Annotated in this window: 20 protein-coding genes; 9 read left to right on the forward strand and 11 right to left on the reverse strand. The window is 71.9% G+C overall.

Annotated features, from left to right (window positions below; translation table 11 throughout):
* Positions 1-45: 45 nt before the first annotated feature.
* From C6361_RS17780 to C6361_RS17795, 4 genes are all read right to left on the reverse strand, one after another.
* A complete protein-coding gene (locus C6361_RS17780) occupies positions 46-1,242 on the reverse strand; it encodes a WD40 repeat domain-containing protein (protein ID WP_107268399.1) in 1,197 nt (398 codons plus the stop codon).
* A 48-nt stretch (positions 1,243-1,290) separates the two neighbouring features.
* The gene (locus C6361_RS17785) at positions 1,291-1,815 is read right to left on the reverse strand and encodes a SigE family RNA polymerase sigma factor (RefSeq protein WP_107262503.1); all 525 of its coding nucleotides are present in this window, start codon (positions 1,813-1,815) and stop codon (positions 1,291-1,293) included.
* A gap of 115 nt (positions 1,816-1,930) precedes the next feature.
* Complete coding sequence (locus C6361_RS17790; RefSeq protein ID WP_107264399.1) at positions 1,931-4,129, reverse strand: MMPL family transporter; 2,199 nt, start codon at positions 4,127-4,129, stop codon at positions 1,931-1,933.
* 83 nt (positions 4,130-4,212) lie between these two features.
* Complete coding sequence (locus C6361_RS17795; RefSeq protein ID WP_107262504.1) at positions 4,213-4,779, reverse strand: TetR/AcrR family transcriptional regulator; 567 nt, start codon at positions 4,777-4,779, stop codon at positions 4,213-4,215.
* Between the two features lie 121 nt (positions 4,780-4,900).
* On the opposite strand from C6361_RS17795, the gene C6361_RS17800 reads away from it, so the two are divergent.
* Entirely contained in the window at positions 4,901-5,404 is a 504-nt protein-coding gene (locus C6361_RS17800) for a methylated-DNA--[protein]-cysteine S-methyltransferase (RefSeq protein ID WP_107268400.1), read from the forward strand.
* A 53-nt stretch (positions 5,405-5,457) separates the two neighbouring features.
* On the opposite strand, the gene C6361_RS17805 is transcribed toward C6361_RS17800, so the two are convergent.
* From C6361_RS17805 to C6361_RS17820, 4 genes are all read right to left on the reverse strand, one after another.
* A complete protein-coding gene (locus C6361_RS17805) occupies positions 5,458-7,515 on the reverse strand; it encodes a heavy metal translocating P-type ATPase (protein WP_199853387.1) in 2,058 nt (685 codons plus the stop codon).
* Positions 7,516-7,590: 75 nt separating this feature from the next.
* A complete protein-coding gene (locus C6361_RS17810; protein WP_107268402.1) occupies positions 7,591-8,271 on the reverse strand; it encodes a hypothetical protein in 681 nt (226 codons plus the stop codon).
* A gap of 2 nt (positions 8,272-8,273) precedes the next feature.
* The gene (locus C6361_RS17815) at positions 8,274-9,353 is read right to left on the reverse strand and encodes an inositol-3-phosphate synthase (protein ID WP_107262508.1); all 1,080 of its coding nucleotides are present in this window, start codon (positions 9,351-9,353) and stop codon (positions 8,274-8,276) included.
* Between the two features lie 23 nt (positions 9,354-9,376).
* The gene (locus C6361_RS17820; protein ID WP_107264400.1) at positions 9,377-10,021 is read right to left on the reverse strand and encodes a PadR family transcriptional regulator; all 645 of its coding nucleotides are present in this window, start codon (positions 10,019-10,021) and stop codon (positions 9,377-9,379) included.
* A gap of 199 nt (positions 10,022-10,220) precedes the next feature.
* Between C6361_RS17820 and C6361_RS17825 the strand changes: the two genes are divergently transcribed.
* The 3 genes from C6361_RS17825 (at position 10,221) to C6361_RS17835 (ending at position 15,449) form a co-directional block, all read left to right on the forward strand.
* Entirely contained in the window at positions 10,221-10,688 is a 468-nt protein-coding gene (locus C6361_RS17825) for a DUF5318 domain-containing protein (RefSeq protein WP_107262509.1), read from the forward strand.
* Positions 10,689-10,888: 200 nt separating this feature from the next.
* Positions 10,889-13,783 carry a transglycosylase domain-containing protein gene (locus tag C6361_RS17830; protein ID WP_107268403.1) on the forward strand — a complete coding sequence of 965 codons (2,895 nt, stop codon included), beginning with the start codon at positions 10,889-10,891 and terminating at the stop codon, positions 13,781-13,783.
* 163 nt (positions 13,784-13,946) lie between these two features.
* Entirely contained in the window at positions 13,947-15,449 is a 1,503-nt protein-coding gene (locus C6361_RS17835) for a glycosyltransferase family 87 protein (RefSeq protein WP_107268404.1), read from the forward strand.
* 48 nt (positions 15,450-15,497) lie between these two features.
* On the opposite strand, the gene C6361_RS17840 is transcribed toward C6361_RS17835, so the two are convergent.
* Positions 15,498-17,831: a hypothetical protein gene (locus tag C6361_RS17840; RefSeq protein WP_234359544.1), complete on the reverse strand. Its 2,334-nt coding sequence runs from the start codon at positions 17,829-17,831 to the stop codon at positions 15,498-15,500.
* A 13-nt stretch (positions 17,832-17,844) separates the two neighbouring features.
* Positions 17,845-18,624 carry a deoxyribonuclease IV gene (locus C6361_RS17845; protein ID WP_101368800.1) on the reverse strand — a complete coding sequence of 260 codons (780 nt, stop codon included), beginning with the start codon at positions 18,622-18,624 and terminating at the stop codon, positions 17,845-17,847.
* Between the two features lie 214 nt (positions 18,625-18,838).
* Between C6361_RS17845 and C6361_RS17850 the strand changes: the two genes are divergently transcribed.
* From C6361_RS17850 to rplI, 5 genes are all read left to right on the forward strand, one after another.
* Positions 18,839-19,267, forward strand: a complete 429-nt coding sequence (locus tag C6361_RS17850; RefSeq protein ID WP_107268405.1) for a hypothetical protein — start codon at positions 18,839-18,841, stop codon at positions 19,265-19,267.
* Between the two features lie 450 nt (positions 19,268-19,717).
* Positions 19,718-20,008 (forward strand): 30S ribosomal protein S6, encoded by a 291-nt coding sequence (gene rpsF / locus C6361_RS17855; RefSeq protein ID WP_101368798.1) that lies wholly within the window; start codon positions 19,718-19,720, stop codon positions 20,006-20,008.
* A gap of 74 nt (positions 20,009-20,082) precedes the next feature.
* The gene (locus C6361_RS17860) at positions 20,083-20,628 is read left to right on the forward strand and encodes a single-stranded DNA-binding protein (RefSeq protein ID WP_199853388.1); all 546 of its coding nucleotides are present in this window, start codon (positions 20,083-20,085) and stop codon (positions 20,626-20,628) included.
* 44 nt (positions 20,629-20,672) lie between these two features.
* A complete protein-coding gene (gene rpsR / locus C6361_RS17865; RefSeq protein ID WP_007073789.1) occupies positions 20,673-20,912 on the forward strand; it encodes a 30S ribosomal protein S18 in 240 nt (79 codons plus the stop codon).
* Positions 20,913-20,926: 14 nt separating this feature from the next.
* On the forward strand, positions 20,927-21,376 hold the full coding sequence (gene rplI, locus C6361_RS17870) for a 50S ribosomal protein L9 (protein WP_101368797.1): 450 nt from the start codon (positions 20,927-20,929) through the stop codon (positions 21,374-21,376).
* Positions 21,377-21,458: 82 nt separating this feature from the next.
* Here the strand turns inward: rplI and C6361_RS37055 are convergent, their stop codons facing one another.
* Complete coding sequence (locus C6361_RS37055; RefSeq protein WP_159079370.1) at positions 21,459-23,966, reverse strand: hypothetical protein; 2,508 nt, start codon at positions 23,964-23,966, stop codon at positions 21,459-21,461.
* Positions 23,967-24,482 lie beyond the last annotated feature (516 nt).

Consider the following 24,482-nt stretch of genomic DNA (forward strand, 5'->3'; position numbering starts at 1 on the left):
AACTGCCCCGATCCGGGGTGCACGTACCGGATCGTTACCCGGTGCTCACCGCACCGCGACCGTGATCTCGTCGCTCCTGCCCAGTTCGGCGGGGAGGTCGACCCGCTCGTGCTCCACCCCGGCCGGATCCAGGAGTACGGCGGTGAGCCGGCCGGACCGGGCCATACCGTCCACATAGAGCAGTCGGTCGGCGGTGAGCCACGTTACGTCGGCAGTCGGCAGTCGGCGTACCACCTTGCCGGTCTGCACCGAGACGAGCTGCCCGGTCACCTGCTCACCGCCGGACGGAATCGGGTTTCCCCGGCCCGCAGGCCCGGGCTCCCCGGAGACCACCACCAGCGCGCCGTCCGGCGACCACGCCCCCGAGCTGGTGACGTCGCCGTGCACCGGCGCGGAGCGGGTCGGCATACCGTCGTCGGCCGCGAAGAACTGTAGGCCGGGTCGGGAGGACGTGGCCGCCCCCGGGGGGTTCACGACCGGGTCGGCCTGCGACACCGCCACCTCCCGGCCGTTCGGCGTCCAGGTGAAGCGGCACAGGCCGGCGCAGCTCACCGGGCGCGCCTTGACCGGATGGAACTGGAGCGTTCCCTCCCCGAGGACGAAGAGCCCGATCGAGGCGACCCCCTTCTTGTCCCGGAGGCTGACGAGCAGCCGTCGCCCGTCCGGCGACCACTCGACGCCCGCGACGGTGGCACCGGTCTCGAACCACTGCGGCTTGCCGGTGGCCAGGTCGTAGAGCCCGATCTCGGTGGAGCGCCCGGAGTGGCGTACCGCGGCCACCGGGTGGCGCGGAGACACCCGTACCGAGGTGTAGGTCTCCGGGACGCTGACGTAGCGCCGCCGATTGGTGTCGTACGCCCAGGTCGGGCCCTTCGACCCGGCCGGGCGCGCGCTGAGCAGCAGGGCGCCGCCGGGCAGCTCCACCGGTCCGTCGTGCCAGTCGCCCGACGGGTTCGGCTGGGGGGTCGGCGGACTCGTCGACACCGCTGCCGGTGTCGTCGTCGCCGCCGGTGGGCCGCCGACCGCCAGGCCCGGCGGCTGCGGGTCGGGCCGGAGCCAGACGTACGGTGCCACGATGGCGGCGACCGCGACGACCGACGCCGCGGCCGCGATCGTCTGCCGGCGTCGGCGCATCCGCCGTCCCTGCACGACGGCGGCGGCCGCGAAATCGGGCGGCTGGTGCGGGCTGCCGGCCAACTCGTGTACGGCCTCCCGCAGCAGCCGGTCCGCGCGCTCGCTCATCGCAGTGCCTCCGCGCGCTCGCTCATCGCAGTGCCTCCGCGCGCTCTTTCATCGCAGTGCCTCCGCCGGTTCGGTCAGCTCGGCGAACTCCGGCACGAGTTCGCGGAGCTTGCTCAGGGCCCGGGACGCCTGGCTGGCCACGGTGCCGGGGCGGCAGCCGAGCGCGGCGGCGGTCTGCTCCACGGTCTGGTCCTCCAGATAGCGCAGCACCAGTACCGCCCGCTGCCGGGGTGGCAGCATCATCAGCGCGTCCCGGAGCATCATCCGGACCGCCGTGTCGTGGTCGTGCTGGGTGTCGGGGGCGGGTGGTTCCGGCACCTCGGCGTGCGGCACCTCGGCCCGCCGTCCGCGCCGCCGCCAGGCCGAGACCTGGTCGTGGTAGAGGATCTGCCGGACGTACGGCTCCGCGTCGCCCCGGATCCGGGGCCACCGGGCGTACGCCTTCGCCAGCGCGTTCTGCAACAGGTCCTCGGCGGCGTAGCGGTCACCGGCGAGCGCCTGGGCGACGCGGAGCAACACGTCGCCCCGCTCGTGCACGAATGCGGTGAACTCCCGCTCGGACGCCCGACCCACGACACACCTCCCGCCTCCTCAGACGTCGGGGACGGGGAAAAGTTTGCCTCGTTCGAAAAACGTGGGCTGCCACCGCCCCGCTGGAGGGTGGTGGCAGCCCACGGTCGGGCGGTGGTCAGACCCGGGCGGGGGTCCGGTCGGGTTCGGCGTCGGGGGCGAGGTGCTGGCGCAGGCGTTCGCCCTCGATGTCGACGTTGGGCAGCAGCTTCGACAGCCAGCCCGGCAGCCACCAGGCGCTCCGGCCGAGCAGCGAGATCACCGCCGGCACGATCGTCATCCGGACCACGAACGCGTCGATCGCCACCCCGATGGCCAGCGCGAAGCCCATCGACTTGATCACCGGGTCGTCGAGCAGGACGAAGCCGGCGAAGACCGAGGTCATGATCAGCGCGGCGGCGGTGACCACCCGGGCCCCGTGCCCCATGCCGTTGATGGTGGCCTGGGTCGGGGTGTCGCCGTGCACGAAGTCCTCCCGCATCCGGGAGACCAGGAACACCTCGTAGTCCATCGCCAGGCCGAAGAGGATGCCGATCAGCAGGATCGGCAGGAAGCTGACCAGCGGACCCGGGGTGTCCAGCCCGACCAGCTCACTGAGGTGGCCCTGCTGGAAGACGAGCACGGTGAGCCCGAAGGTGGCCCCGACGGTGAGCAGGAAGCCCAGCGCCGCCTTCAGCGGTACCAGCAGCGACCGGAAGACCAGCATCAGCAGCAGTACCGACAGCCCCACCACGAGCAGCAGATACCACGGCATCGCGTCGGCGAGGGTCTCCGAGACGTCGATCCCGACCGCCGTCTGGCCGGTCAGCGCCACGTCGGTGCCGGCGACCCCGTCGATCGGGCCGACCTTCTCCCGGATCTGGTGCACCAGGGTCTCGGTCGCCGGGTCGGTCGGACCGGTCGTCGGGATCACCGCCAGCAGGGCGGTCAGCCGGTCCTGGCTCAGGTTGGGCGGGCTGACCGCGAGCAGGTTCTCGGTGCCCTGGAGTACGGCGGTGACCTCCTGGGCGACCGTGGCGGTCCGCTCGGGCGACTCGCTGGAGACCACCAGCGCCAGGCGGTTGTTGAATCCCGGCCCGAACCCCTCGGTGATAAGGTCGGCGGCCTCGCGCTGCGGCGTACCGTGCGGAGCGGTGCCGTGGTCCGGCAGCGCGACCCGCATGTCGACGGCGGGCAGGGCGAGCGCGCCGAGCCCGAGCACGGAGACCAGGATCAGCGGTATCCGGAGCCGGATGACGAGCCGGGCCCAGCGGAACCCGAAGCCCTCGGCGGCAGCGGCGGCCGACTCCGGACCGGTGGTGCTGTTGCGCAGCCGGCGCGGCAGCACCCGCCGGCCGGCGAAGCCGAGCAGCGCGGGCAGCAGCGTCAGGGCCACGAGTACGGCGACCGCGACGGTTCCGGCGGCGGCGAGTCCCATGATGGTCAGGAACGGGATGTTGACCACGGCCAGCCCGGCGAGCGCGATGACGACGGTGACGCCGGCGAAGAGCACCGCCGAGCCGGCGGTGCCGATCGCCCGTCCGGCCGCCTCCTCCGGCTCCAGCCCCTCCAGCAGGTTCTGCCGGTAGCGGGAGGTGATGAAGAGCGAGTAGTCGATCCCGACCGCGAGGCCGAGCATCAGGGCGAGGATCGGAGCGGTACTGGTCAGCTCGATGACGTTGCTGAGCGCGTACAGGCCGGCCATTCCGGCGGCGACCCCGATCAGCGCGTTGAGCATCGTCATCCCGGCCGCGACCAGCGAGCCGAGCGTCACGACCAGTACGACCAGTGCGACCAGTACGCCGATCGCCTCGGTGCTGCCCACCTCGGGCACGCTGGACATCACCTCGCCGCCGTGTTCCACCCGCAGCCCGGCCGCCGTCGCGGCGGAGCCGCTGTGCTCGTACGCCTCGCGCTGCGCCTCGGTGACCTCGTCGGCCTGCTCGGTGAACTGCACCTGCACGAGCGCGTACCGGCCGTCCTGGGAGAGCGCCCCGGTGGTGAACGGGTCGAGCGCGCCGACCGCGCCGGGCAGGGTGGCGGCCTCGCGTACCAGTTCGGCGACTGCCGCCCGCCGCTCAGGGGTGCCGAGCTGCTGGCCCTCGGGCGCGGCCACCACGATGGTGCCGGTGGCGCCGCTCGCCTCCGGGAACTCCCGCTCCAGCGCGTCGATCGCCCGCTGTGACTCGGTGCCGGGGATGGAGAAGTTGCTCGAGGTGGGGCCCATGAACGCCACCGCTGCCCCGCCGAGCGCGGCCAGCAGGACGAGCCAGAGGACCACCACGAGCCGGCGGCGCCGGAACGATGCCCGGCCTAGTCGGTAGAGGAGTGTCGCCATGTTGGTCGCTTCCTTGGTCGTCGGATCGGGTGTCTTGCGGGGTTGGTGGTCGGTGCCCTGCGACGTGGCCGGCAAACCGGGGATCAGGTGCGGTCTGCGGAGATCGGGGCCGCTGCCGGGTGGAGTAGTGCCCGCCGGGCGATCCGGACCAGCGCGGAGCGGAGTTCGACCGCGTCGTCGTCGGGCCGGTCGATGACGACCGCGGTGATCCCGGCGAGCTGCACCTGTGCGGCGATCTCGTCGGCCGGGTCGGTCGATCGGCCGGCGAAGGCCGAGATCAGCCGGGCGGTCGCCGGTTGCAGGTCGGCGAAGGCCGGATGCTCGAGCAGGTACGGCAGGTCGTGGTAGATGAGCGCGACCTCCCGCCGGTACGTCACCACCAGGTCGACGAAGCCGTCTATGGCGGCCTCCCGCGCGGCGTCGGCATCCAGCCCGCCGAGCCGCGCGTCGAGTTCGACCAGCTCGCGGGCGGCCGGGGCGACCAGGGCGAGGAGGATCGCCTCCTTGCTGTCGAAGTGGTAGAGCAGGGTGGCCTTGGAGCAGCCGACCTCGACCGCGATGTCGTGTAGGGACGTGCCCTTGAATCCGGCGTGCGCGAACCGCTCGCCCGCCACTGCCAGGATTTCCGCCCGGGTCCTGCCACGTGCCACTGCGCTCCCACCTCCGCGTCCCAGCGTGCACTGACCGATCGGTCAGTAACTAACCGATCGGTCAGAATGTGAGCCGGATTACGGAACCGGGGGTCAGGTCGCGGGGGTGGAGAATGGCGGGATGCGCTGGACCGTACTCGACTCCCCGATCGGGGAGCTTTCCGTCGGAGTCGACGACGTCGGCGTCTGTGGCGTGCACTTCGGGCCGGTGGAAGGGGCGCTGCCCGCCACCGCCCTGACCGGGGCGGTCGACCCGGACGCCGCCGGGCTGACGACGGCGGTGACGGAGCTGCGGGCGTACTTCGCCGGGGAGTTGACGGAGTTCGCCGTGCCGCTCTCGGTACGCCGGGGCTCGGAGTTCGAGCGGGCGGTCTGGACGGAGATGTCGAAGATCCCGTACGGCGAGACGCGCACCTACGGCGAGGTGGCCGCGGCGGTCGGCGACCCCGGGGCGGCCCGGGCGGTCGGGGTGGCCTGCAACCGCAACCCGATCCCGGTGATCGTGCCCTGTCACCGGATCGTCGGTGCCGGCGGCAAACTGGTCGGCTTCGGCGGTGGGCTGCCCCGCAAACGCCAGTTGCTCGAACTGGAGGCACGGATCGCCTTCGAGCGCGCCTGGGCCTGATCCCGACTCTCTCCGTACGGCCGCCCTATATATAGGTGTCGTACCCGGTCGACTCAGCGTGCCGGCGGGACCAGTCGTACCCGGCGGAGGAGTTGGGCGTTCAGCGCCACGACGATGGTGGAGCCGGACATCAGTACGGCGCCGACCGCCGGACTCAGCGCGATCCCGGCCCAGGCGAGCACCCCGGCGGCGAGCGGCAGCGCCACCACGTTGTATCCGGCGGCCCAGGCCAGGTTCTGGATCATCTTCCGGTACGAGGCCCGGGAGAGCCGGATGACGCCGGTGACCCCGCGCGGGTCGGACGAGGCGAGCACCACCCCGGCCGACTCGATCGCCACGTCGGTGCCGGCGCCGATCGCGATGCCGACGCTGGCCCGGGCCAGTGCCGGGGCGTCGTTGACCCCGTCGCCGACCATCGCCACCGTCGCGCCCCGGCGCTGGAGGTCGGTCACCTTGTCGTCCTTGTCCGCCGGAAGCACCTCGGCGAAGACCTCGTCCACCCCCGGTCGGAAGCCGAGCCTGTCGGCGACCGACTCGGCGACCGGCCGGGCGTCACCAGTGATCATGGCGATCCGGCGTACCCCGGCCGCCCGCAGCTCGGTGAGCGCCTCGGCGGCCTCCGGGCGTACCTCGTCCTCCAGGGCCAGTGCGCCGAGCACGCGCGGCCCGGCGTCGTCCGGGCGTACCAGGTAGAGCACGGCGGCACCGCGCGCCGACCAGCCGGCGGCGACCCGTTCGAGGTCGGCGCCGGGCCGGGCGGCCAGCTCGCGCAGCAGCGCCGGCCCGCCGACCGCGAGGTCCCGCCCCTCGACGGTGGCCCGCACGCCCCGGCCGGTCAGCGACCGGAAGCCGGTGGCGGTCGGCACGCCGCCGCGCTCGGCGGCGGCCGCGACGATGGCCCGGGCGAGCGGATGCTCGCTGTCCGACTCGACCGCGGCGGCCAGCCGGAGCACCTCGTCCTCGGCGCCCGCCGTTCCCGGGTCGGCGGCGACCGCGGTGACGGTGTGGGCGCCTCGGGTCAGGGTGCCGGTCTTGTCGAACAGCACGGTGTCGACGGTGCGCATCCGCTCCAGCGCCAACCGGTCCTTGACCAGGATGCCGGCCTTGGCGGCCACGGCGGTGGAGAGCGCGATCACCAGCGGGATCGCCAGGCCGAGCGCGTGCGGGCAGGCGATCACCAGCACCGTCACGGTACGCACCACCGCCTCGTCGACGTCGCCCAGCGCGGACCAGACCACGAAGGTGGTCAGGGCGGTGGCGGTGGCGACGTAGAACAGCCAGCCGGCGAAGCGGTCGGCGAGCACCTGGGCGCGACCGCTGGACCGCTGCGCCTGGGCCACCAGCCGCTGGATGCCGGCGAGCGCGGTGTCCTCGCCGACGGCGTCGATCCGGACCCGGATCGCGGAGTCGGTCGCCACGGTGCCGGCCACCACCCGGTCGCCGGGGGTACGGGAGACCGGGCGGGACTCGCCGGTGATCATCGACTCGTCCAGCTCGGCGGTGCCGTCGGCGATCCGGCCGTCGGCCGGTACCCGGGCGCCGGGGCGGACCAGCACCACGTCGCCGACGCGCAGCTCGGCCAGAGGCACCCGGCGTACGTCGCCGTCGGCCGCCACCCGTTCGGCCTCGTCCGGCAGCAGCGCGGCGAGTGCGGCGAGGGCACCCCGGGCCTGCCCGATGGCCTTCATCTCCTGCCAGTGCCCGAGCAGCATGATGGTGACCAGGGCGGCGAGTTCCCACCAGAAGTCGAGGTCGAACGTGCCGAGGCTGGTGGCGAGCGAGGCGACGTAGGCGACGGTGATCGCCATCGAGATCAGCAGCATCATCCCCGGCGTACGGTCGCGCAGCTCGTGCAGCCCGCCGACCAGGAACGGCCAGCCGCCGTAGAGGAAGACCACCGAGCCGAGTACCGGTCCGACCAGCGAGATGCCGGGGAAGTCGAGCGAGTAGCCGAACCAGTCCATCACCATGTGGCTGGTCAGCACGATCGGCACGGTCAGTGCCAGGCTCAGCCAGAACTTCCGGCGGAACGCCTCCGGATCGTGCCCGGCATGTTTGTCGTGTCCGCCGTGCCCGGGCTCTGCCTCGTGGTGCTGGTGGTCGTGGCGCACGATCGATCACCCCCTCGGGAGGAAATATACCCCCCGGGGGTAATTCGGCAAGCCGCATCGGGCCGGCCGGTGGGCTCAGTCCGGGGCGGGCAGGCAGCCGCCGTCCCGGATCGGGGTGCCGATCTCGACCGTGGACGCCGGCCGGCCGTGGGTGCCGAAGACGCAGGCGTGCCCGGTCCAGCCGGCGAAGAGCAGCCCGGCACCACCCGCCGGGTCGAGTCGGCCGGGTGGGCGGACCTCGACCTGGGTCAGGCGGGTCCGGCCGAGCGCCTCGGTGAGCGACGTCACGTCGTACCGGCCCAGTCGGCGTAGCCGATCCAGCTCGGCGCGTACCCGGATCGCGCAGCCGGCCGCGTCGGCGGCCGCCGCGTCGGCAAGCCGACCCCGGGTCCGGAAGCCCTCGTTGGCCTCCTCGTTGCGGTGGAACTGCTCGGCCAGTTCCTGTTCGGTCGGAGGTCGGGTGGTGGCGCCCAGGGAGATGTCCGGCATCGGCCCCGGGCTCCGGGTGCCGGCCGGCGGCGCCGGTGTCACCCGGGCGGCGGCAGAGGGCGCCGGCGGGCACCGGTAGGGCGGTCGGGAGGGGCTGCCGGCCGGAGTCGGCCGGACCACGTCGGTCGGGGTCGGTGCGCCGCCCCCGGCGTCGGCGCCGGGTCGCGCGCAGCCGAGCCCGACGACCAGGCCGAGCAGGAGCACCGTCCCGGAAAGCGCGAGCGGGGCCGGACCGTTTCCGGTCCGGCCCCGCTCACCGGGTCTCACCCTCAGCGCTCGATGGTGCCGGCGATGAAGTCCTCGACGGCCTGGTGGGCGTCGTGGTCGGCGTACTGCTCCGGCGGCGACTTCATGAAGTAGCTCGACGCGGAGAGGATCGGGCCCCCGACGCCCCGGTCGAGGGCGATCTTCGCGGCCCGGACAGCGTCGATGATGACGCCGGCCGAGTTCGGCGAGTCCCAGACCTCGAGCTTCAGCTCCGCGTTCAGCGGGACGTCACCGAAGGAGCGCCCCTCCAGCCGGATGTACGCCCACTTGCGGTCGTCCAGCCACGGCACGTGGTCCGACGGCCCGATGTGCACGTCGCCCTTGTTGATCTCGTGCGGGATCTGGGAGGTCACCGACTGGGTCTTGGAGATCTTCTTCGAGACCAGACGGCTGCGCTCCAGCATGTTCATGAAGTCCATGTTGCCGCCGAAGTTGAGCTGGTACGTGCGGAGCAGCTCGACACCCCGGTCCTCGAAGAGCTTCGCCAGCGCCCGGTGCACGATGGTCGCGCCGACCTGGCTCTTGATGTCGTCACCGACGATCGGCAGCCCGGCGTCGACGAACTTCTGCGCCCACACCGGGTCGGAGGCGATGAAGACCGGCAGCGCGTTCACGAAGGCGCAGCCCGCCTCGATCGCGGCCGTGGCGTAGAACTTCGCGGCCTCCTCGGAGCCCACCGGCAGGTAGCAGACCACCACGTCGACCCGGGCCTCGCGCAGCGCCGCGACGACGTCGGCCGGCTGGCGGTCGGACTCCTCGACGATCTCCCGGTAGTACTGGCCCAGCCCGTCCAGGGTCGGGCCGCGCTGCACGAGCACGCCGGTCGGCGCCACGTCACAGAGCTTGATGGTGTTGTTCTCGCTGGCGACGATCGCCTCCGCGAGGTCCATGCCCACCTTCTTGGCGTCGACGTCGAACGCCGCGACGAACTCCACGTCCGATACGTGGTAGTCGCCGAAGGTGACGTGCATGAGACCCGGGACGCGGTCGTTGGGGTCGGCATTGCGGTAGTACTCGACGCCCTGGACCAGGGACGAGGCGCAGTTACCCACACCGACGATGGCGACGCGGACGGAGCCCATCGCGTTTGCCTCCTTTGTGTTCATCACGGCCGCTCCGACTCATTCCTGGACTGTCCAGGCGGAGGCGGGATGTTCTTGTCTGAAGAACCCGGGGCGGTGCCCGGGGTGGACCCATCCGGGGTCCGGCCGGAGCGCTCGTTGGCGATGAGCTCCTCCAACCAGCGGACCTCGCGCTCACAGGCGTCGAGGCCGTGACGTTGAAGTTCGAGCGTGTACGCGTCGAGCCGTTCGGCCGCCCGGCTCAACACGTCGCGCAGGCCCTCGCGACGCTCCTCCACCTTGCGGCGCCGGCCCTCCAGGATGCGGAGTCGGGTCGCTCGGTCGGTACGGGCGAAGAATGCGAAGTGCACTCCGAACCCGGTGTCCTCGTAACTCTCTGGACCGGTCTGGGCGATCAGTTCGGCGAACCGTTCCTTGCCCTCCGCGGTGATTTTGTAGACCACGCGCCCGCGACGGCTGGTCAGTGCCGGGATCTCCTCGGCGGTGGCCGGTGTCTCGGCCGCCTCGGTGATCCAGCCGGCCGCCTGCAACCGACGCAGGGTCGGATAGAGCGAGCCGTAACTGATCGCTGCCCGGATCGCCCCCAGCTTGGCGGCGAGTTCCTTGCGGAGCTCGTAGCCGTGCATGGGGGACTCCTGTAGGAGACCGAGGATGGCGAGCTCGAGCACGAGCACCCCTCTCCGTGTCTCCGTCGGATCCCGGTGGCTTCCCGCCGTTGGGAGCCCGTTCACCGGCCCGATGTATCGGCCCGATACATCGCACCGTAGACCCTCCGGGGCGGCGAGGCAAACCCCCACACGGCACAGGTTCGATTACAGTAAGTGACGGTGGTCGCCTCGTCCGGCCGGACCCAGTACTCTTCTGCCCATGCGTTCGCAGCGCCAGGTCGTCGACTACTCGCTACAGAAGCGAGCGGTGCTGCGTGAGGTGCATTCGGGTCGGGTGGGGACGTACGAGGTGTGCGACGCGTCGCCGTACCTCAAGAACGCTGCCCGGTTCCACGGTGAGCCGACCGAGACGCTCTGTCCGGTCTGCCGACGGGAAAATCTGACCCACGTCCACTACATTTACGGTGATGAACTCAAGCAGTCTGCCGGCCAGGCCCGCACCCGAGCGGAGCTGTCGGTGCTGGCGATGACCCTGCGTGAGTTCCAGGTCTACGTGGTGGAGGTGTGCCGCGGCTGCGACTGGAACCATCTCGTCGAGCAGTTCCTGCTCGGCCGGGACGGCGTCTCCGGTGACGACAGCGTCGGCGCCGCCGAGCCGGCCGCGGGTGCGGCCGTGGCCGCGTCGAACGGCACCTCGGTCAGACGAAGGCGTGAGGCGCGCCGGTGACCCTGACTCGCTCCCCGGCCTTCGGGATCGTCTCCCGGCCAGAGGACGAGTCTTATCCAGCAAACCGGAAAAGTCCGGTTTTTTCCGATGTCGCATCATCCGTGGATCGGCGTCTCCGATCCGGGGTGGAGCGTGTCCCAACTCACGGCAACCCGGTGGTGGCGCACATGGCCATCACCGCGACCGGCAGGGTGTGACGAATGAACTCGTACGGCGATCCTAGTTCCGCGCGCGGTCGGGCCCAGTACCCGGGCGCGAACGGCGACCACGGACCAGCGGACGATCCATACCAGCGCCCGTCCTGGGACGACCCGGGAGCCGCTCGCCGCTCGTCCGACGGTGACCGGGGTGGCTGGCCCGCCAACAACAACCGGGCCGGCGGCGCGTCGGCCCGGGCCAGCGTCAGCGGCCGGGCCCCCTCCGGCCGGGCCACACCGCCCGGGCGGGGCTCCGCCGACGGCGGTTGGGCCGCGCCGGTCTCGCCCGCCTCCGGCTCCGCGTCGGTCGGCTCCGCCTCTCCCGGGCGGGCCCGGGTCGGTGGCCGGGCCGGCGTCGGCAGCGCCTCGGTTCCCGACGCGCCGGGCTCCGGGGGTGGCTACGGTGCCGGCCGGGCCTCCGCCGGCCGGGCCAGCGTGGGTACCGCCTCGGTCAGTGGCGGCGGTGCGAACGGCGCCGCCGGTCGGGCCCGGGTGGGCCGGGCGGTCGTGCCCGTCTCGCCGGCCGGTCCCGGCGGACCGGACGACCCGGACGGCCCCGGCGGCCGGCGGGGTCGTCGCGGCACCGGTGACCTCGACCCGGCGGCGAAGAAGCGGGCCAGGAAGCGCAAGCGGGTCAACATGCTGATCGCCGCCTTCGCCGTCTTCATCATGCTGGCCGGCGGCGGTGTGGTCGCCGCGACCTGGTATTCGACGAGCGTCCCGATGCCGGACCAGCTCCCGCTGCCGCTGGCCACCACGGTCTATGCCGCCGACAAGAAGAACATCGTCGCCAAGCTGGGCGACGAGAACCGGCAGATCGTCACGATCAAGCAGATCCCGGACCACGTGCAGAAGGCGGTCGCCTCGGCCGAGGACCGCAACTTCTACACCCACGACGGGGTGGACTACGTCGGCATCGCCCGGGCCGCCTGGAACAACTTCACCGGCGGCAGCAAGCAGGGTGCCTCGACCATCACCCAGCAGTACGCCCGCAACGCGTACGAGAACCTCCAGGACGACAGCTACCAGCGCAAGGTCAAGGAGGCGATCCTCGCCTCCAAGTTGAACGACCAGTTCGACAAAGACGAGATCATGCAGCACTACCTCAACACGATCTACTTCGGTCGGGGTGCGTACGGCATCGAGATCGCGGCGCAGACCTACTTCGCCAAGTCGGCCTCCAAGCTCACCGAGGCCGAGGGCGCGGTGCTGGCGGCGGTGATCAAGCAGCCGCAGGTCGACACGGCGACCGGGCACAAGGGCTTCGACCCGGCGGACAACCCCGAGGAGGCCAAGGCCCGTTGGGAGTACGTCCTCAACGGCATGGTCGAGAAGAAGTGGCTGTCACCGGAGAAGCGGGCTCAGCTCACCTACCCGGAGATTCAGAAGAGGAAGAGCGCCAACGAGGCGTTCGGGGTGAAGACCCCGCGCGGCAACGTGATCAACTACGTCAAGGCGGAGCTGGCGGAGCGCGGCCTCTGCACGCTCGGCCCGGCGACGGCCGACAAGGTCGACTGTTCCAGCGCGCTCCGGGACGGTGGTTACAAGATCCAGACGACCATCAACTGGAAGATGCAGATGGAGGCCGAGAAGGCGGCCCAGCGCAAGAAGGGCTCGCCGCTCGACGGCCAGCCCGACAACCTGATGGCCGCGCTGGTCTCGGTCGAGCCGAAGAGCGGCAAGGTGCTGGCCTACTACGGCGGCGACAGCGGCGCGGACTACGACTACGCGGGTCTGAACACCAACGCCGGCGTGCTGAGCGGTGGCCACCCGCCGGGCTCGAGCTTCAAGGTCTACACCCTGGCGGCCGCGATCAACGAGGGCATCTCGATCGATTCGATCTGGGACGCCAGGCCGTTCACGGTCAAGAACACCAAGATCAAGGTGCAGAACGCCGGCCGCGACGTGCGGGAGACCTGTGACCAGGCCTGCACGCTCAAGGAATCCACCGTCAGGTCGTACAACGTGCCCTTCTACCACGTGACCGAGAAGATCGGCGCGGACAAGGTGCTGTCGATGGCCCGGCAGGCCGGCGTCCGGACCATGTGGGAGACCAAGGACATCCCGCCGAAGTGGCACGACCTGACCAAGGAGAAGCCGGAGGATCTGGCGCCGGAACCCTTCTTCAACGTGGTGGCGTACGGGCAGTACCCGATCACCGTGCTCGACCACGCCAACGGGCTGGCCACGCTGGCCAACGGCGGCGTCTACAACAAGGCGCACTTCATCGAGCTGATCGAACAGCAGGACCCGGAAACCGGCCAGTGGAAGAAGATCGGCGGGGCGAAGGCCGATCCGAAGCAGCGCATCCCGAAGAACGTCGCCGACGAGGTCACCGCGGTCCTGAAGGAAATTCCCAAGGCGAACAACGGCAACCTCGAAGGCCGGGAAGAGGCCGGCAAGACCGGCACCTGGGAATACGACCAGAAGGACAACGCCCACGCCTGGATGGTCGGCTACACCCCGCAGGTCGCCACCGCGGTCTGGGTCGGCAGCAAGGACCCGAAGAAGCCCCAGATCAAGACCAAGGGCGGCCAAGACGTCGGCGGTAGTGGGCTGCCGGCCGACATCTGGCAGCAGTACATGAGCAAGGCCCTGGCCGGCAAGGAGGCGATGCCCCTGCCGGACGCCAAGAAGATGGGCGACAAGGAGGCCGGCAACGGCAAGGAGCCGGTGCAGACTCCGCCGCCGGTGCCCCCCAACCCGGGTCCCGGTGGCGGCAACCCCGGCGGCAACCCCGGTGGTAACCCCATCTGCCAGGGCCCGAACCCGCCCCCGCTGATCTGCCCGCCAGCCGGCGGCGGCCCGGGTGGAGGTGGTCCGGACCTTCCGCCCGGAGATGACGACGACGGCGGCGGTGGCGGAAACGGCAACGGCCGAGGCGGCGGTGGCGGCTAGTCGCCGACTCCCACGCCCCACCTCGGGGCAGTGAGCTCCATCGATCGATGCGGCCGGCGGCCGGGTTCCACGACCCGGCCGCCGGCCGTCTTTTCGACTCCAACCGCCGACACGGTGGACCGGGCCGGACGGAACCCGACCCGGTACGGCAGGATGCCTGTTCATGAGCGCGCAGTCGCCGGCTGGCATCGACGAACCTGAGAAGGCTGACCACCCCTCCCGGTCGGACGGCTTCGTCCGTGGGCTCTCCGAGGCCATCGGCGGCCCGATCGGTGCGCACGCCAGCGGTGTCGAGCGCCGGGGCACCCAGGCCAGCGGCCGGTTCTGGACGGCCGCCCGGATCGTGCTGGCGCTGACCTGCCTCACCCTGGCCCTGCACTGGGTGCAGAAGTCGCCCTGCCAGGACGGCGCCTGGCAGAACAACGTCCAGTACACCCGGTTCTGCTACACCGACGTGCTGGCCCTCTATTACGCCGAAGGGCTCAACGAGGGCAAGGTGCCCTACCGGGACCACCCGGTGGAATACCCGGTGGTCACCGGCTACTTCATGGGTGCGCTCGGCCTGCCGGTGCACAACATCGGAGTCGACCGGCCCGAGATCAACCAGCCGCAGTGGTTCTACAACCTGAACGCGCTGGTCCTCGGCGCGCTCGCGGTGGCCACCGTGGCGATGATCCTGGCGCTGCGCCGCCGCCGCCCCTGGGACGCGGCGATGTTCGCGCTCTCCCCCGCGCTGCTGGTCACCGCCACCGTCAACTGGGACCTGCTCGCCATCGGGCTGGCCGCGATCGGCATGTACGCCTGGGCGAAACGACAACCCCTGGCCGCCGGCATCCTGCTCGGCCTGGCCACCTCCGCGAAACTCTGGCCGCTCTTCGTGCTCTGGCCGCTCTTCCTGCTCGGGCTGCGTACCGCCCGGGTGAAGGAGATGGCGGTGACGATCGGCTCGGCCATCGTCACCATCGTGGCGGTGAACCTGCCGATCGCGATCCTCTACCCGGAGAACTGGCGACGCTTCTTCGACCTGAACAGCGAACGGGCGGTCGACTGGGGCACCCTCTGGTATATCGGCCGTTACCTGGACAGCAAGTGGAACAGCGGCGGCGCCGGCGACGAGGGCCCGTTCCAGTGGCTCAGCAACAACATCCCGACCCTGAACCTCCTCTCGTACGCCCTGATCACCGTCGCGTTCCTCGCCATCGGCGCGCTGGCGCTCTTCGCCAAGCGCCGGCCCCGGCTGGCCGCGCTGGTCTTCCTGATGGTCGCGGCGTTCCTGATCTTCAGCAAGGTCTGGTCGCAGCAGTTCAATCTCTGGCTGCTGCCGCTGCTGGTGCTGGCCCGGCCGCGCTGGGGGGCCTTCCTCGCCTGGCAGTTCGCCGAGATCGGCTACTTCGTCGCGTTCTACGGCGAACTGCTCGGAGCCGGCGGCAAGCAGGTCTTCCCGGAGGGCGTCTTCGTGCTCGCGGCCACGCTGCGGCTGACCACCGTCGTGGTGCTCTGCGTGCTGGTCGTCCGGGACATCCTCCGGCCCGAGGGCGACCCGGTCCGGAACACCTACCTCGACGATCCCGACGGCGGGATCTACGACGGCGCTCCGGACGCCTCCTGGCTCACCCGTCTCAGGGGCCGGCCAACACCGGTCGAACCCGCCCCCGCCACCACCTGACCGCGGCGGCCCCGGCGGCGGGACCGCAGCCGCCGGGGCGGGGCCGGATCAGAGCCGGTAGACGACCGTCTCCCCGACGTCCTCCCGGCTGATCCCGAGCGAGTCGACCGGCAGGTCGACGGTGGTCTGCAACGGGGTACCGGCGACCCGGTCCCGGAGCACGATCACCGTTCGCACGCCCATGTTTCGCAGGAAGTCGATGCTCGCCTGGTCGGGGAAGTTCGCCGTCGCCTGGCGCACCTCGGCGAGCCGGTTCGGGGTGAACCCGCTGCCGCCGTTGACGATGTCCTGGAACCGGCTGGTCGACCAGAGCATCACGTGCTGGTCGGTCTTCTGGTCCGAGGGGAGCACCAGGATCGGTCCGGTCGCCACCCGCATCGACGCGGGCTGCACCGGTACCACCGGATGTGGCGTGGTGTTCAGCCCCTCCACCAGCACCAGCACGATCGGCAGCAGCGTGACCAGCCGCAGGAGCGGACCCGGCCGGGGCGGCACCCGTTCGACGGCCGAGATCTCCCGGGCCCGCTGCGCGAACGCGCCGACCGAGCCGGCGGCGAGTACGCAGAGCAGCAGGGTCACCCAGATCATCAGCCGGCCCGGCGTACGCAGGCCGTCCCAGCCGGGCAGGTGCTCGAAGAGCGGAAGATAGGTCCAGGTACCGCCGAAGAACCGGCTGCCCATCGCCAGCACCCCGGTGGCGAGCACGGCCGCCAGCAGCAGCAGGCGCTGGCGTACCGTCCAGATCGAGAAGAAGAGGCCGCCGAGGGCGAGCGCGAAGAGGACGTACCCCGGCAGCAGGGTGGTCTCCGGCAGCCCCGGCAGCCCGGCCCGGACCGGCTCGTGCAGGTCCCCCCAGATCAGCGACTCCGGCGGAGCGGTGAGGAAACCACCCGGCGGCGGGGAGTAGTTGTGCAGCTCCTCGGCGGTCCGCCGGGCGTTGGGGTGCAGCTCGGCGACCTTGAAGTACGGGATCGCCAGCAGCGCACCGGTCGCGGCGAAGATCGCGCCGCCCCAGAAGTCGGCGAGCAGCAGCCGGAACCCGAACCACTGGCGCCGGGGACGGCGCAGGATCCGCCGGACCGGCCAGCCCAGCAGCACCACGACCGCGATCAGACCCATCACGTACGCGAAGACGAGGCCGATGCCGAAGCCGAGACTGAGCTGCCAGGCGGCGACCAGCCAGCCGGCGAACGCCCAGCCGGAACGTCGACGTTCCGGGCGGTAGCCATGCCGCAGCGACCAGCCGTGCCCCCGGGCCAGCATGGCCAGGGCGAGCGGGATACCGCCGTTGGAGAGTACGTGCAGGTGACCGGCCTGGCCGAGCAGCCACGGCGCGTACGCGAAGCCGATCCCGGCCACGGCGGCGCCGATCCGTCCCGCCCCGAGCTGCCGCACCAGCGCGTACGCCCCGAGCGCGGCGAGCGCGTGGGCCAGGACGAAGAGGATGTTGTAGCGGAGGATCGCCGCCTCCGGGCCCTGACCGATCATGCCCGCCGGGGCGTACCCGAGCAGGGTGTCGGAGAAGGCGAAGGTCCAGGTCTCCGGGAAGAAGGCGTTGCTCTGCCAGAGCTGGGCCGGCTTGGTCAACAGGATGTGCCCGGACCAGGCGACCTGCCAGGCCTGGAGCGCCGGGTCCCAGTAGTCCTGCGGCAGGGTGTGCCGGGGATAGCGCAGGGTCGGCCAGGTCATCAGGACCGCCAGCGCCAGGGCGGCGAGCCCGGCCAGCGTCCACTCGTGTACCAGCCGACGGCCCACCGCCCGGCCGATCCGCCGGAACCGTCCCGGTACCACCTCGGGGGCCGGCGCGAACGCGGCGAACGGGTCGGCGGGCTTCGCCGGCTCCGTACCGCCGGCCGACTTCTCCGTCCCGTCCCTGCTCTCCTTCTCCTTGCTCTCCTTCTTCTTGCTGTCGTTCCCCGCGTCGTCCTTCGCCTTGCCGTCCGCTGGCTCGGACTTGCCGTCCGCCGACTTAGCCTTGCCGTCCGCTGGCGTCTTGGCCGCGTCGTCCTCCGGCTCGTCCCCGGTGACCTCCGCGTCCTTCGAGGAGGTGTCCTTGGCGCTGTTACCGCCCTCGGCGGGGTCGTTCCCGGTCGCCCCGGCGTCGCCGGTCTTCGCGGCCTCGTCCTGGTCGGCCGGTGTCGCCCCGCTGGCCGGGGCTCCGGTGACTGCCGCCGCCTGCGTCGTCGTCGGGCTCACCTCGGCTGTCGGGCTCGCCGCCGTCGAGGCACCGACCGTCGCGGCCGCCGGCCCGGTCGTGGCCGCAGCCGGGTCCGGGGCCGCAGCGGGGTCCGGGGTCGCAGCCGGGTCCGGGGCCGGGTCGGCGGAGCCGGTCGGCGCGCTGGACCGGGTTGTCTCGTTGGCGTTGGACTGGTCCGTCGACATCGGGTCCTCGCCCCTATCGGCCTACGCGGTCGCGGAGGTAGGCGATGTCCGCGGCCTGACCGTCGACCCCGCCGGGCGTCTCGACGATGACCGGTGCGCCGGCCGCCCGCACCACCGCCACCACCAGTTCGGGGTCGATGGTGCCGCCGGTCAGGTTCTCGTGACGGTCCCGGCCGGAGTCGAAGCCGTCCTTGGAGCCGTTGGCGTGGATCAGGTCGATCCGGCCGGTGATCGCCAACACCCGGTCGACGATGTCGAGGAGGTCCTCGCCGCCGGCATGTGCGTGACAGGTGTCCAGACAGAAGCCGACGTTGTAGTCGCCCACCGCGTCCCAGAGCCGAGCCAGGTTGTCGAAGCGCCGGGCGCAGGCGTTGTCGCCTCCGGCGGTGTTCTCGATGAGTACCGGAACGTCGTGCCCGCCCGAGTCGGCGGCCTGGGCGAACGCCTTGCGCCAGTTGTCGAAGCCCTTGGCGATGTCGTCGCCCGCGTTGACGTGCCCGCCGTGCACGACCAGGCCCTTGGCGCCGACCGCCGCGGCGGCGGTGGCGTGCCCGAGCAGCAGCTTCCGGCTGGGGATGCGGATCCGGTTGTTGGTGGTGGCGAGGTTGATGACGTACGGGGCGTGGATGTAGACGTCCACCTCGGATTCGCGCAGCCGGGCGGCGTCGGCCCGTGGCTGTGGCGTCTTCCAGTCCTTCTGCGGATCGGCGAGAAAGAACTGGACCGCGTCCGCCTTCCGGAGGGCCGCCTCGTCCAACGGGTCGGTGGCGTCGACATGGGCTCCGATACGCATGGAGGCGAGCCTACGTCGCGCGGGTCGGTCGGGCGGGGACGGGCGTACCACCGGATCGGGCGGCCCGACGGCGTACGGCCCCGGGACGGCCCGCGTCACCGCCCGGCGGGTGGATCGTTTCTCCAGGTGAGATCCGTTCGCCCGGCACAGGTGAGATCCGCTCGCCAGGTGTCCGGGACGGATCGGTCCACGAGTCGTACCGGAAGAGGAAGACGTGATCCTGTCGCTCCGCCGCCAGGCCACCGTAGCGGTCGCCGCGCTCGTCGCGGGCGCGTCACCGCTGCTGTCCGGCGTCGCGGTCGAGGCGTCGGGGTCGCTTTCCGGGGCCGGCACGGCGCCGGTCCGGGTTTTCCCCGCCGGGTCGGTCGGGCGAGTCGAGGTGGGGTCGGTGCCGCATGGTCCCGATGTGGCCGGCCCCCGGAGCGCCAGGGCGCCGCAGGAAGCGGCGCCGGGCAGCTACCCTCCGCCGCCCGACCGACTCGGCGGGGCTACCGCCCCACGGGTGGGGCGGGCCGACCCGGTCCGGCCCGCCGGACAGGTCTCGCTGCTGGCGCTGGTCGCCACCATCTGTGTGGTGGGCGTCTCGGCAGGAGCAATTCGGGCGATTTTCGCTCAACGCACAACACAGACTGTTATCGCGTAAGATGACAATACAATAGGCTCCGCGGGGCGCCTTCCATCCAACTCATCGGTGTGGTCGTTCCTCCCCAGGTCCCACCCAAAGAATGCGGACGGGATGCGCCCCGCGGCTCTGCGTCGAAGAGCCTCCTCCGGACACGCTCCGGAGGAGGCTCTTGGCGCCGGCCCGGCGAAGGCTCTCCCTGTCGGCCCGGCGAGGCTCTTGACGCCGGTCCGGCGGAGGCTCTTCGTACCGGCTCGGCGGAGGCCGCACCGGTCCGGCGACCGGGGGCCGGCCCACGCCGGCCGGCCGGTGGGGTACGGGGGTCCGACGACGCCCGACGCCGGTGGACCGGGTATTCTGCTCAGGTTGTCCGTGGCGCGACGGGATCCCTCCCGAGACCGCGCGGCAACGACGCATGACCTCCTGCCACGGAAGGACCGTGGCCGCTAGCCCAGAGGAGGTGAGCACGTCTTGCGTCATTACGAGATCATGGTCATCCTCGATCCAAGCCTCGAGGAGCGCACCGTCGCCCCGTCGCTCGACACGTACCTCAACGTGATCCGGACCGCGGGTGGCTCGGTGGAGAAGCTCGACGTGTGGGGTCGTCGGCGCCTCGCGTTCGAGATCGACAAGAAGGCCGAGGGGATCTACGCCGTCATCGACCTGCAGGCTACGCCTGCGGCGGTGGCCGAGCTGGACCGGCAGCTCCGACTCAACGAGTCCGTGCTGCGCACCAAGGTCATCCGGCCGGAGACGCGCTGACGCGTTTCCGGCACGCCCGGATCAGCCTCATCCGTCCTGTCGTACTGCTCTGGCAGCCTTTCAGGAACTGATGAGTGCGCGAGGAGATGGTCATGGCAGGAGATACCACCATCACGGTCATCGGCAACCTGACCGATGACCCCGAGTTGCGTTTCACCCCGTCCGGCGCAGCGGTCGCCAAGTTCCGGGTCGCCTCGACGCCCCGGTTCATGGACCGGACGACGAACGAGTGGAAGGACGGCGAGCCGCTCTTCCTCTCGTGCACCGTCTGGCGCCAGGCCGCGGAGCACGTCGCCGAGTCGTTGCAGCGCGGCGCCCGCGTGATCGTGTCGGGCCGGCTCCGGCAGCGGTCCTACGAGACCCGCGAGGGCGAGAAGCGCACCGTCATCGAGCTGGAGGTCGACGAGATCGGCCCGTCGCTGCGGTACGCCACGGCGAAGGTGCAGAAGATGTCGCGCTCCGGCGGCGGCGGGTTCGGCGCCTCCGGCGGTGGTGGCGGTGGCCAGGGCGGCGGTGGCGGCGGAGGCAACTTCGACGACCCGTGGGCCACGGCGGCTCCGGCCTCCTCGCGCTCGTCCGGTTCGGGCGGCGGCAACTTCGACGACGAGCCCCCGTTCTGACCCGCGTGCCGAGCACACGGGATCGCAAACCAGGAGCAAGAGCAATGGCAAAGGCTGCGGCACTGCGCAAGCCGAAGAAGAAGGTGAACCCGCTCGACAAGGACGGGATCACCTACATCGACTACAAGGACACCGCGCTGCTGCGCAAGTTCATCTCCGACCGCGGCAAGATCCGCGCTCGGCGGGTGACCGGGGTCACCTCCCAGCAGCAGCGGCAGATCGCCCGTGCGGTCAAGAACGCCCGCGAGATGGCGCTCCTGCCGTACACGGCCACGGCCCGCTGAGAGGAGGCGCCGACATGAAGATCATCCTGACCCAGGAGGTGTCGGGCCTCGGCAGCCCCGGCGACATCGTCGAGGTCAAGGACGGCTACGGCCGTAACTACCTGCTGCCGCAGGGCTTCGCGATCGCCTGGACCAAGGGCGCGGAGAAGCAGGTCACGGTCATCCAGCGGGCCCGCGCGGCCCGGGAGATCCGCGACCTCGGTCACGCCAACGAGGTGAAGGCCCAGCTCGAGGGCCTCAAGGTCAACCTGACCGCGCGCGCCGGCAACGGTGGGCGGCTCTTCGGCTCGGTCACCCCGGGCGACGTGGTGGACGCGGTGAAGGCGGCCGGTGGGCCGTCCCTCGACCGGCGTCGGCTGGAGCTGCCGGGCGCCATCAAGTCGATCGGCAGCCACCAGGTGCGGGTCAAGCTGCACCCGGAGGTCACCGCGCGGTTCGACCTGAAGGTCGTACCGGGCAAGTAGCCGGCCAGGCGACAGAGCAAGTTCCGGGGTGCCGTCCACTTTGACGGCACCCCGGAATCGTTCTGCCCGAGCGGGTCAGCCCTCAGCCGACCGGTTGACCACTGATCGCACTGAAGAAGACGGTGGAGAGCCCACCACCGACAACCGCTGCCGCGAACCCGACGGTCACCGCCCGCCAGGTGCGGTTGAACCAGCGCATCAGGGCGGCGACCACCAGACCGGTCGCCAGCGCCGCGAGGAACCGGGGCACCCCGGCCAGCAGCGCGGAGATCGCCTGGCCGCGCTCCGACTCACACGCACCGGAGACCCCGGGTACGCAGTCCACCGGCACACTCGCGTCGAGGGTGAGTACCCAGACGAAGACGGCCAGTACGGCGACCGCGTACCAGGCGACGGTGTAGAGGACGGCGGTGAGCGGGCCACTGGGCCGGGGATCGAGCAGGTCGTCTTCGAGTCGTCGACTCAACGGGCTGGGCCGCCCCGTCCGGGTCGCCGAGGTCAGCAGGCCACCGCTCGGGGGGCGTCGGGTGGTCGTACCCGCCCCGCTGACGCTGCGGGCCGAGCCGGGCGTACCGGCGCGACCAGCGGTGCGACCGCGACCCGGTGCCGCCGCCGGCCGTCCCGTCGGTGGGCTGGGCTGACTCGCTCGGCGGGCCGGCGACACCGGCCGGGCCGGCGGCGGGTACGCGACCGCCGGAGAACGCGGCGCCGAGTCCGGAATGCCCATCCAGCGCGGGTCGTCCCCGGCCAGTCTGGTCCCGGACCAGAACGCGTCGCCACCGTCCGACTCGGTACGCTCCCTGCCCCGGGCACCGCTGTCGGCGGCGGTGTCGCGCCCACTGCCGGCGTCCCGGGCCAGCCCGGCGAGTTCGCCGTGCCGCCACTCCGTGGTGTCGGTGAACCGGTCCCACTGGCCGGTGTCCGTGGACCGGTCCCACTGTCCCGTGTCCGTCGACCGGTCCCACTGTCCCGTGTCCGTCGACCGGTCCCACTGTCCGGCGTCGGTGGACCGGTCCCAGCGTCCCGGGTCGGTGTTCCGGTCTCGGCGGCGGCCGGTGCCGGCGGCTCCCGGCGGCTCACCGTCGGTGACCCGCTCCAACATCCCGGTGTCGGTGAACCGGTCCCATGGCCCGGCATCCGCACCCCAACCCGCGCCGGCCGCGTCCGAGCGTGGACCCGGCCCGGAATCGGCGTGCCGGCCCCGGTCCGCCCGCTCCTCGCCGGCCCGGCGTACCGGCCCGGCGTCCCGGTAGCGGCGGACGGGCTCGGCGTCCGGCTCGCGTTGCCGCCGACGGGCGCCGGTGCCGGCGGAACCGGGCAGCGGGTTCTCGCCGCGCCACCGTCGGCTGCTACCGCCGCCGGATTCGGTCTGCCCGGGCGACCGGACCCAGCGGGCCCCCGCCGTCGACTGGTCGGTCCCCGGGTCCGGCTCGGTCGAGGGGGTGACGTCCGACCGCTCCGCGAGCTGCGTCGGCTCCTCCTCGGCCCGGTGCCGGGAGCGCCGCCGCCCGACGGACGCGACCCGGTCGCCCGGATCGTCGGACTCCCATCGGGCCGGCTCGGCGCGGCGTCGACGTCCCTGCGCCGGCAACGCGGGGTCGTACGCCGGGTCGGGCTCCCGCTCGGCGGCCCCGCCCCACCGGCCGGACGCGGAATCGTCGGTCCGCCCGCGCCAACCGACGGTGCTGTCGGTCGGGTCGCGGCGGCCGGTCGCGGTGGAGGGCGAACCGGTGGCTCCGACGCCCCACCCCGAGGTGGACCCGGGCGTCGGGTCATCGTCCGGGTCGGCGCGGCGTCGTCGGCCCGTCCCGGACCTGGCCGGAGGCTCGCCGAGCAACCCGCTGTTCGCACCGGCACCGGTGGTGGGCGCGGCGGCGGCCCATCCGCCGGAGGTGGGTGCCTCGGAGATCCATCCCCTGGTCGGGGTGCCGGCACCGGCGCCGGTGGTGGGAGCGGCACCGACCCAGCCGCTGGTGGGTGCGGCGGAGGCCCAGTCGTCGACCTCGTCCCGGTGTCGATCGGCAGCGGCGCGACGCCTGCCGCGCCGCCCGGTCGCCCGGGGCTCGGCGGTCTCGTCCCGCATGCCTCCGGCCGCGTCGCGCGCCGCGCTGCCGGTCGTGTCGCGCCAACTGCTCCCGGTCGTGTCGCGTGGCGCGCTGCCGGTCGTGTCGCGTGGCGCGCTGCCGGTCGTGTCGCGTGGCGCGCTCCCGGTCCTGCCGCGCCACGTGCTGCCGCCCGCCTCGCTCCGCCAACCGACCGGGTCGCCGGTACCGCGCCAGTGGTCACCGGCGCTCTCGCCGCCCGGGGCGTCGTCGGCCGCGCCACTCGGACCGCGCCAGTATTCGCCGGTGCTGTCCCAGGTCACCTCCGGGGCGACCCGCCGACGGTCCGGGCGACCGCTCTCCGTGGCCGGCTGCGCCGACATGTCGGGGCGATGGTGCCGGCCACCGTCACCAGGGTCCAGGTCGGAGTCCGAGGTCCGCTCGGAGGCGTCGGTGGCCCAGCCGGAACTGCCGGTGTACGTCCGGGGGGCGCCGGGCTGGAGCGGCTCGGTGGACTCCCGGGCCCAGGACGGCGTGTAGTTGTCCACCGGCTCGGGTGCGCCACGGTGCCGGGCTCGTCGTCGGCTCGGGGTGCGGTAGGTGACGTCGGAACGCGAATAAGGATCACCTGGCCAGGGCGGCGCCGGGTCGCTCCGGCCGCCACTGTCCTGCCACTCATGTCGGGCGAGCTCACCCCGCCCCCGATCCCGATGGTCCACAGCCGAGGCGTGACCTTTCTGGTTAGTCGATCGCGAGGAGTCTGGTAGGTCGTTCGCGAGTACCGTACGCAGATTGCCGTCGCCCGATGATACGCCGTCCCGGTAGCCCGAATTTGACCTGTTTCTTTCCTCCACATGGTGGGGATCGAGTCGGCGCAGGTCAGGCACGCTCCAGGCTATCTTCCCCAATCGTTATCCACAGCCTGTGCACAGGGCCGCACACACCCCGTCCGGAAACCGTCCACAGGTTGTCCCGAGCTCCGTCCACCGGCCTGCTTGAGAGTCTGACCTCGACGTCCGTATCGTTGCGCCCTGACCCTGCCACCCGTGCCGACATCCCCCGGT

The sequence above is a fragment of the Plantactinospora sp. BC1 genome (assembly GCF_003030345.1).
Taxonomy (GTDB): domain Bacteria; phylum Actinomycetota; class Actinomycetes; order Mycobacteriales; family Micromonosporaceae; genus Plantactinospora.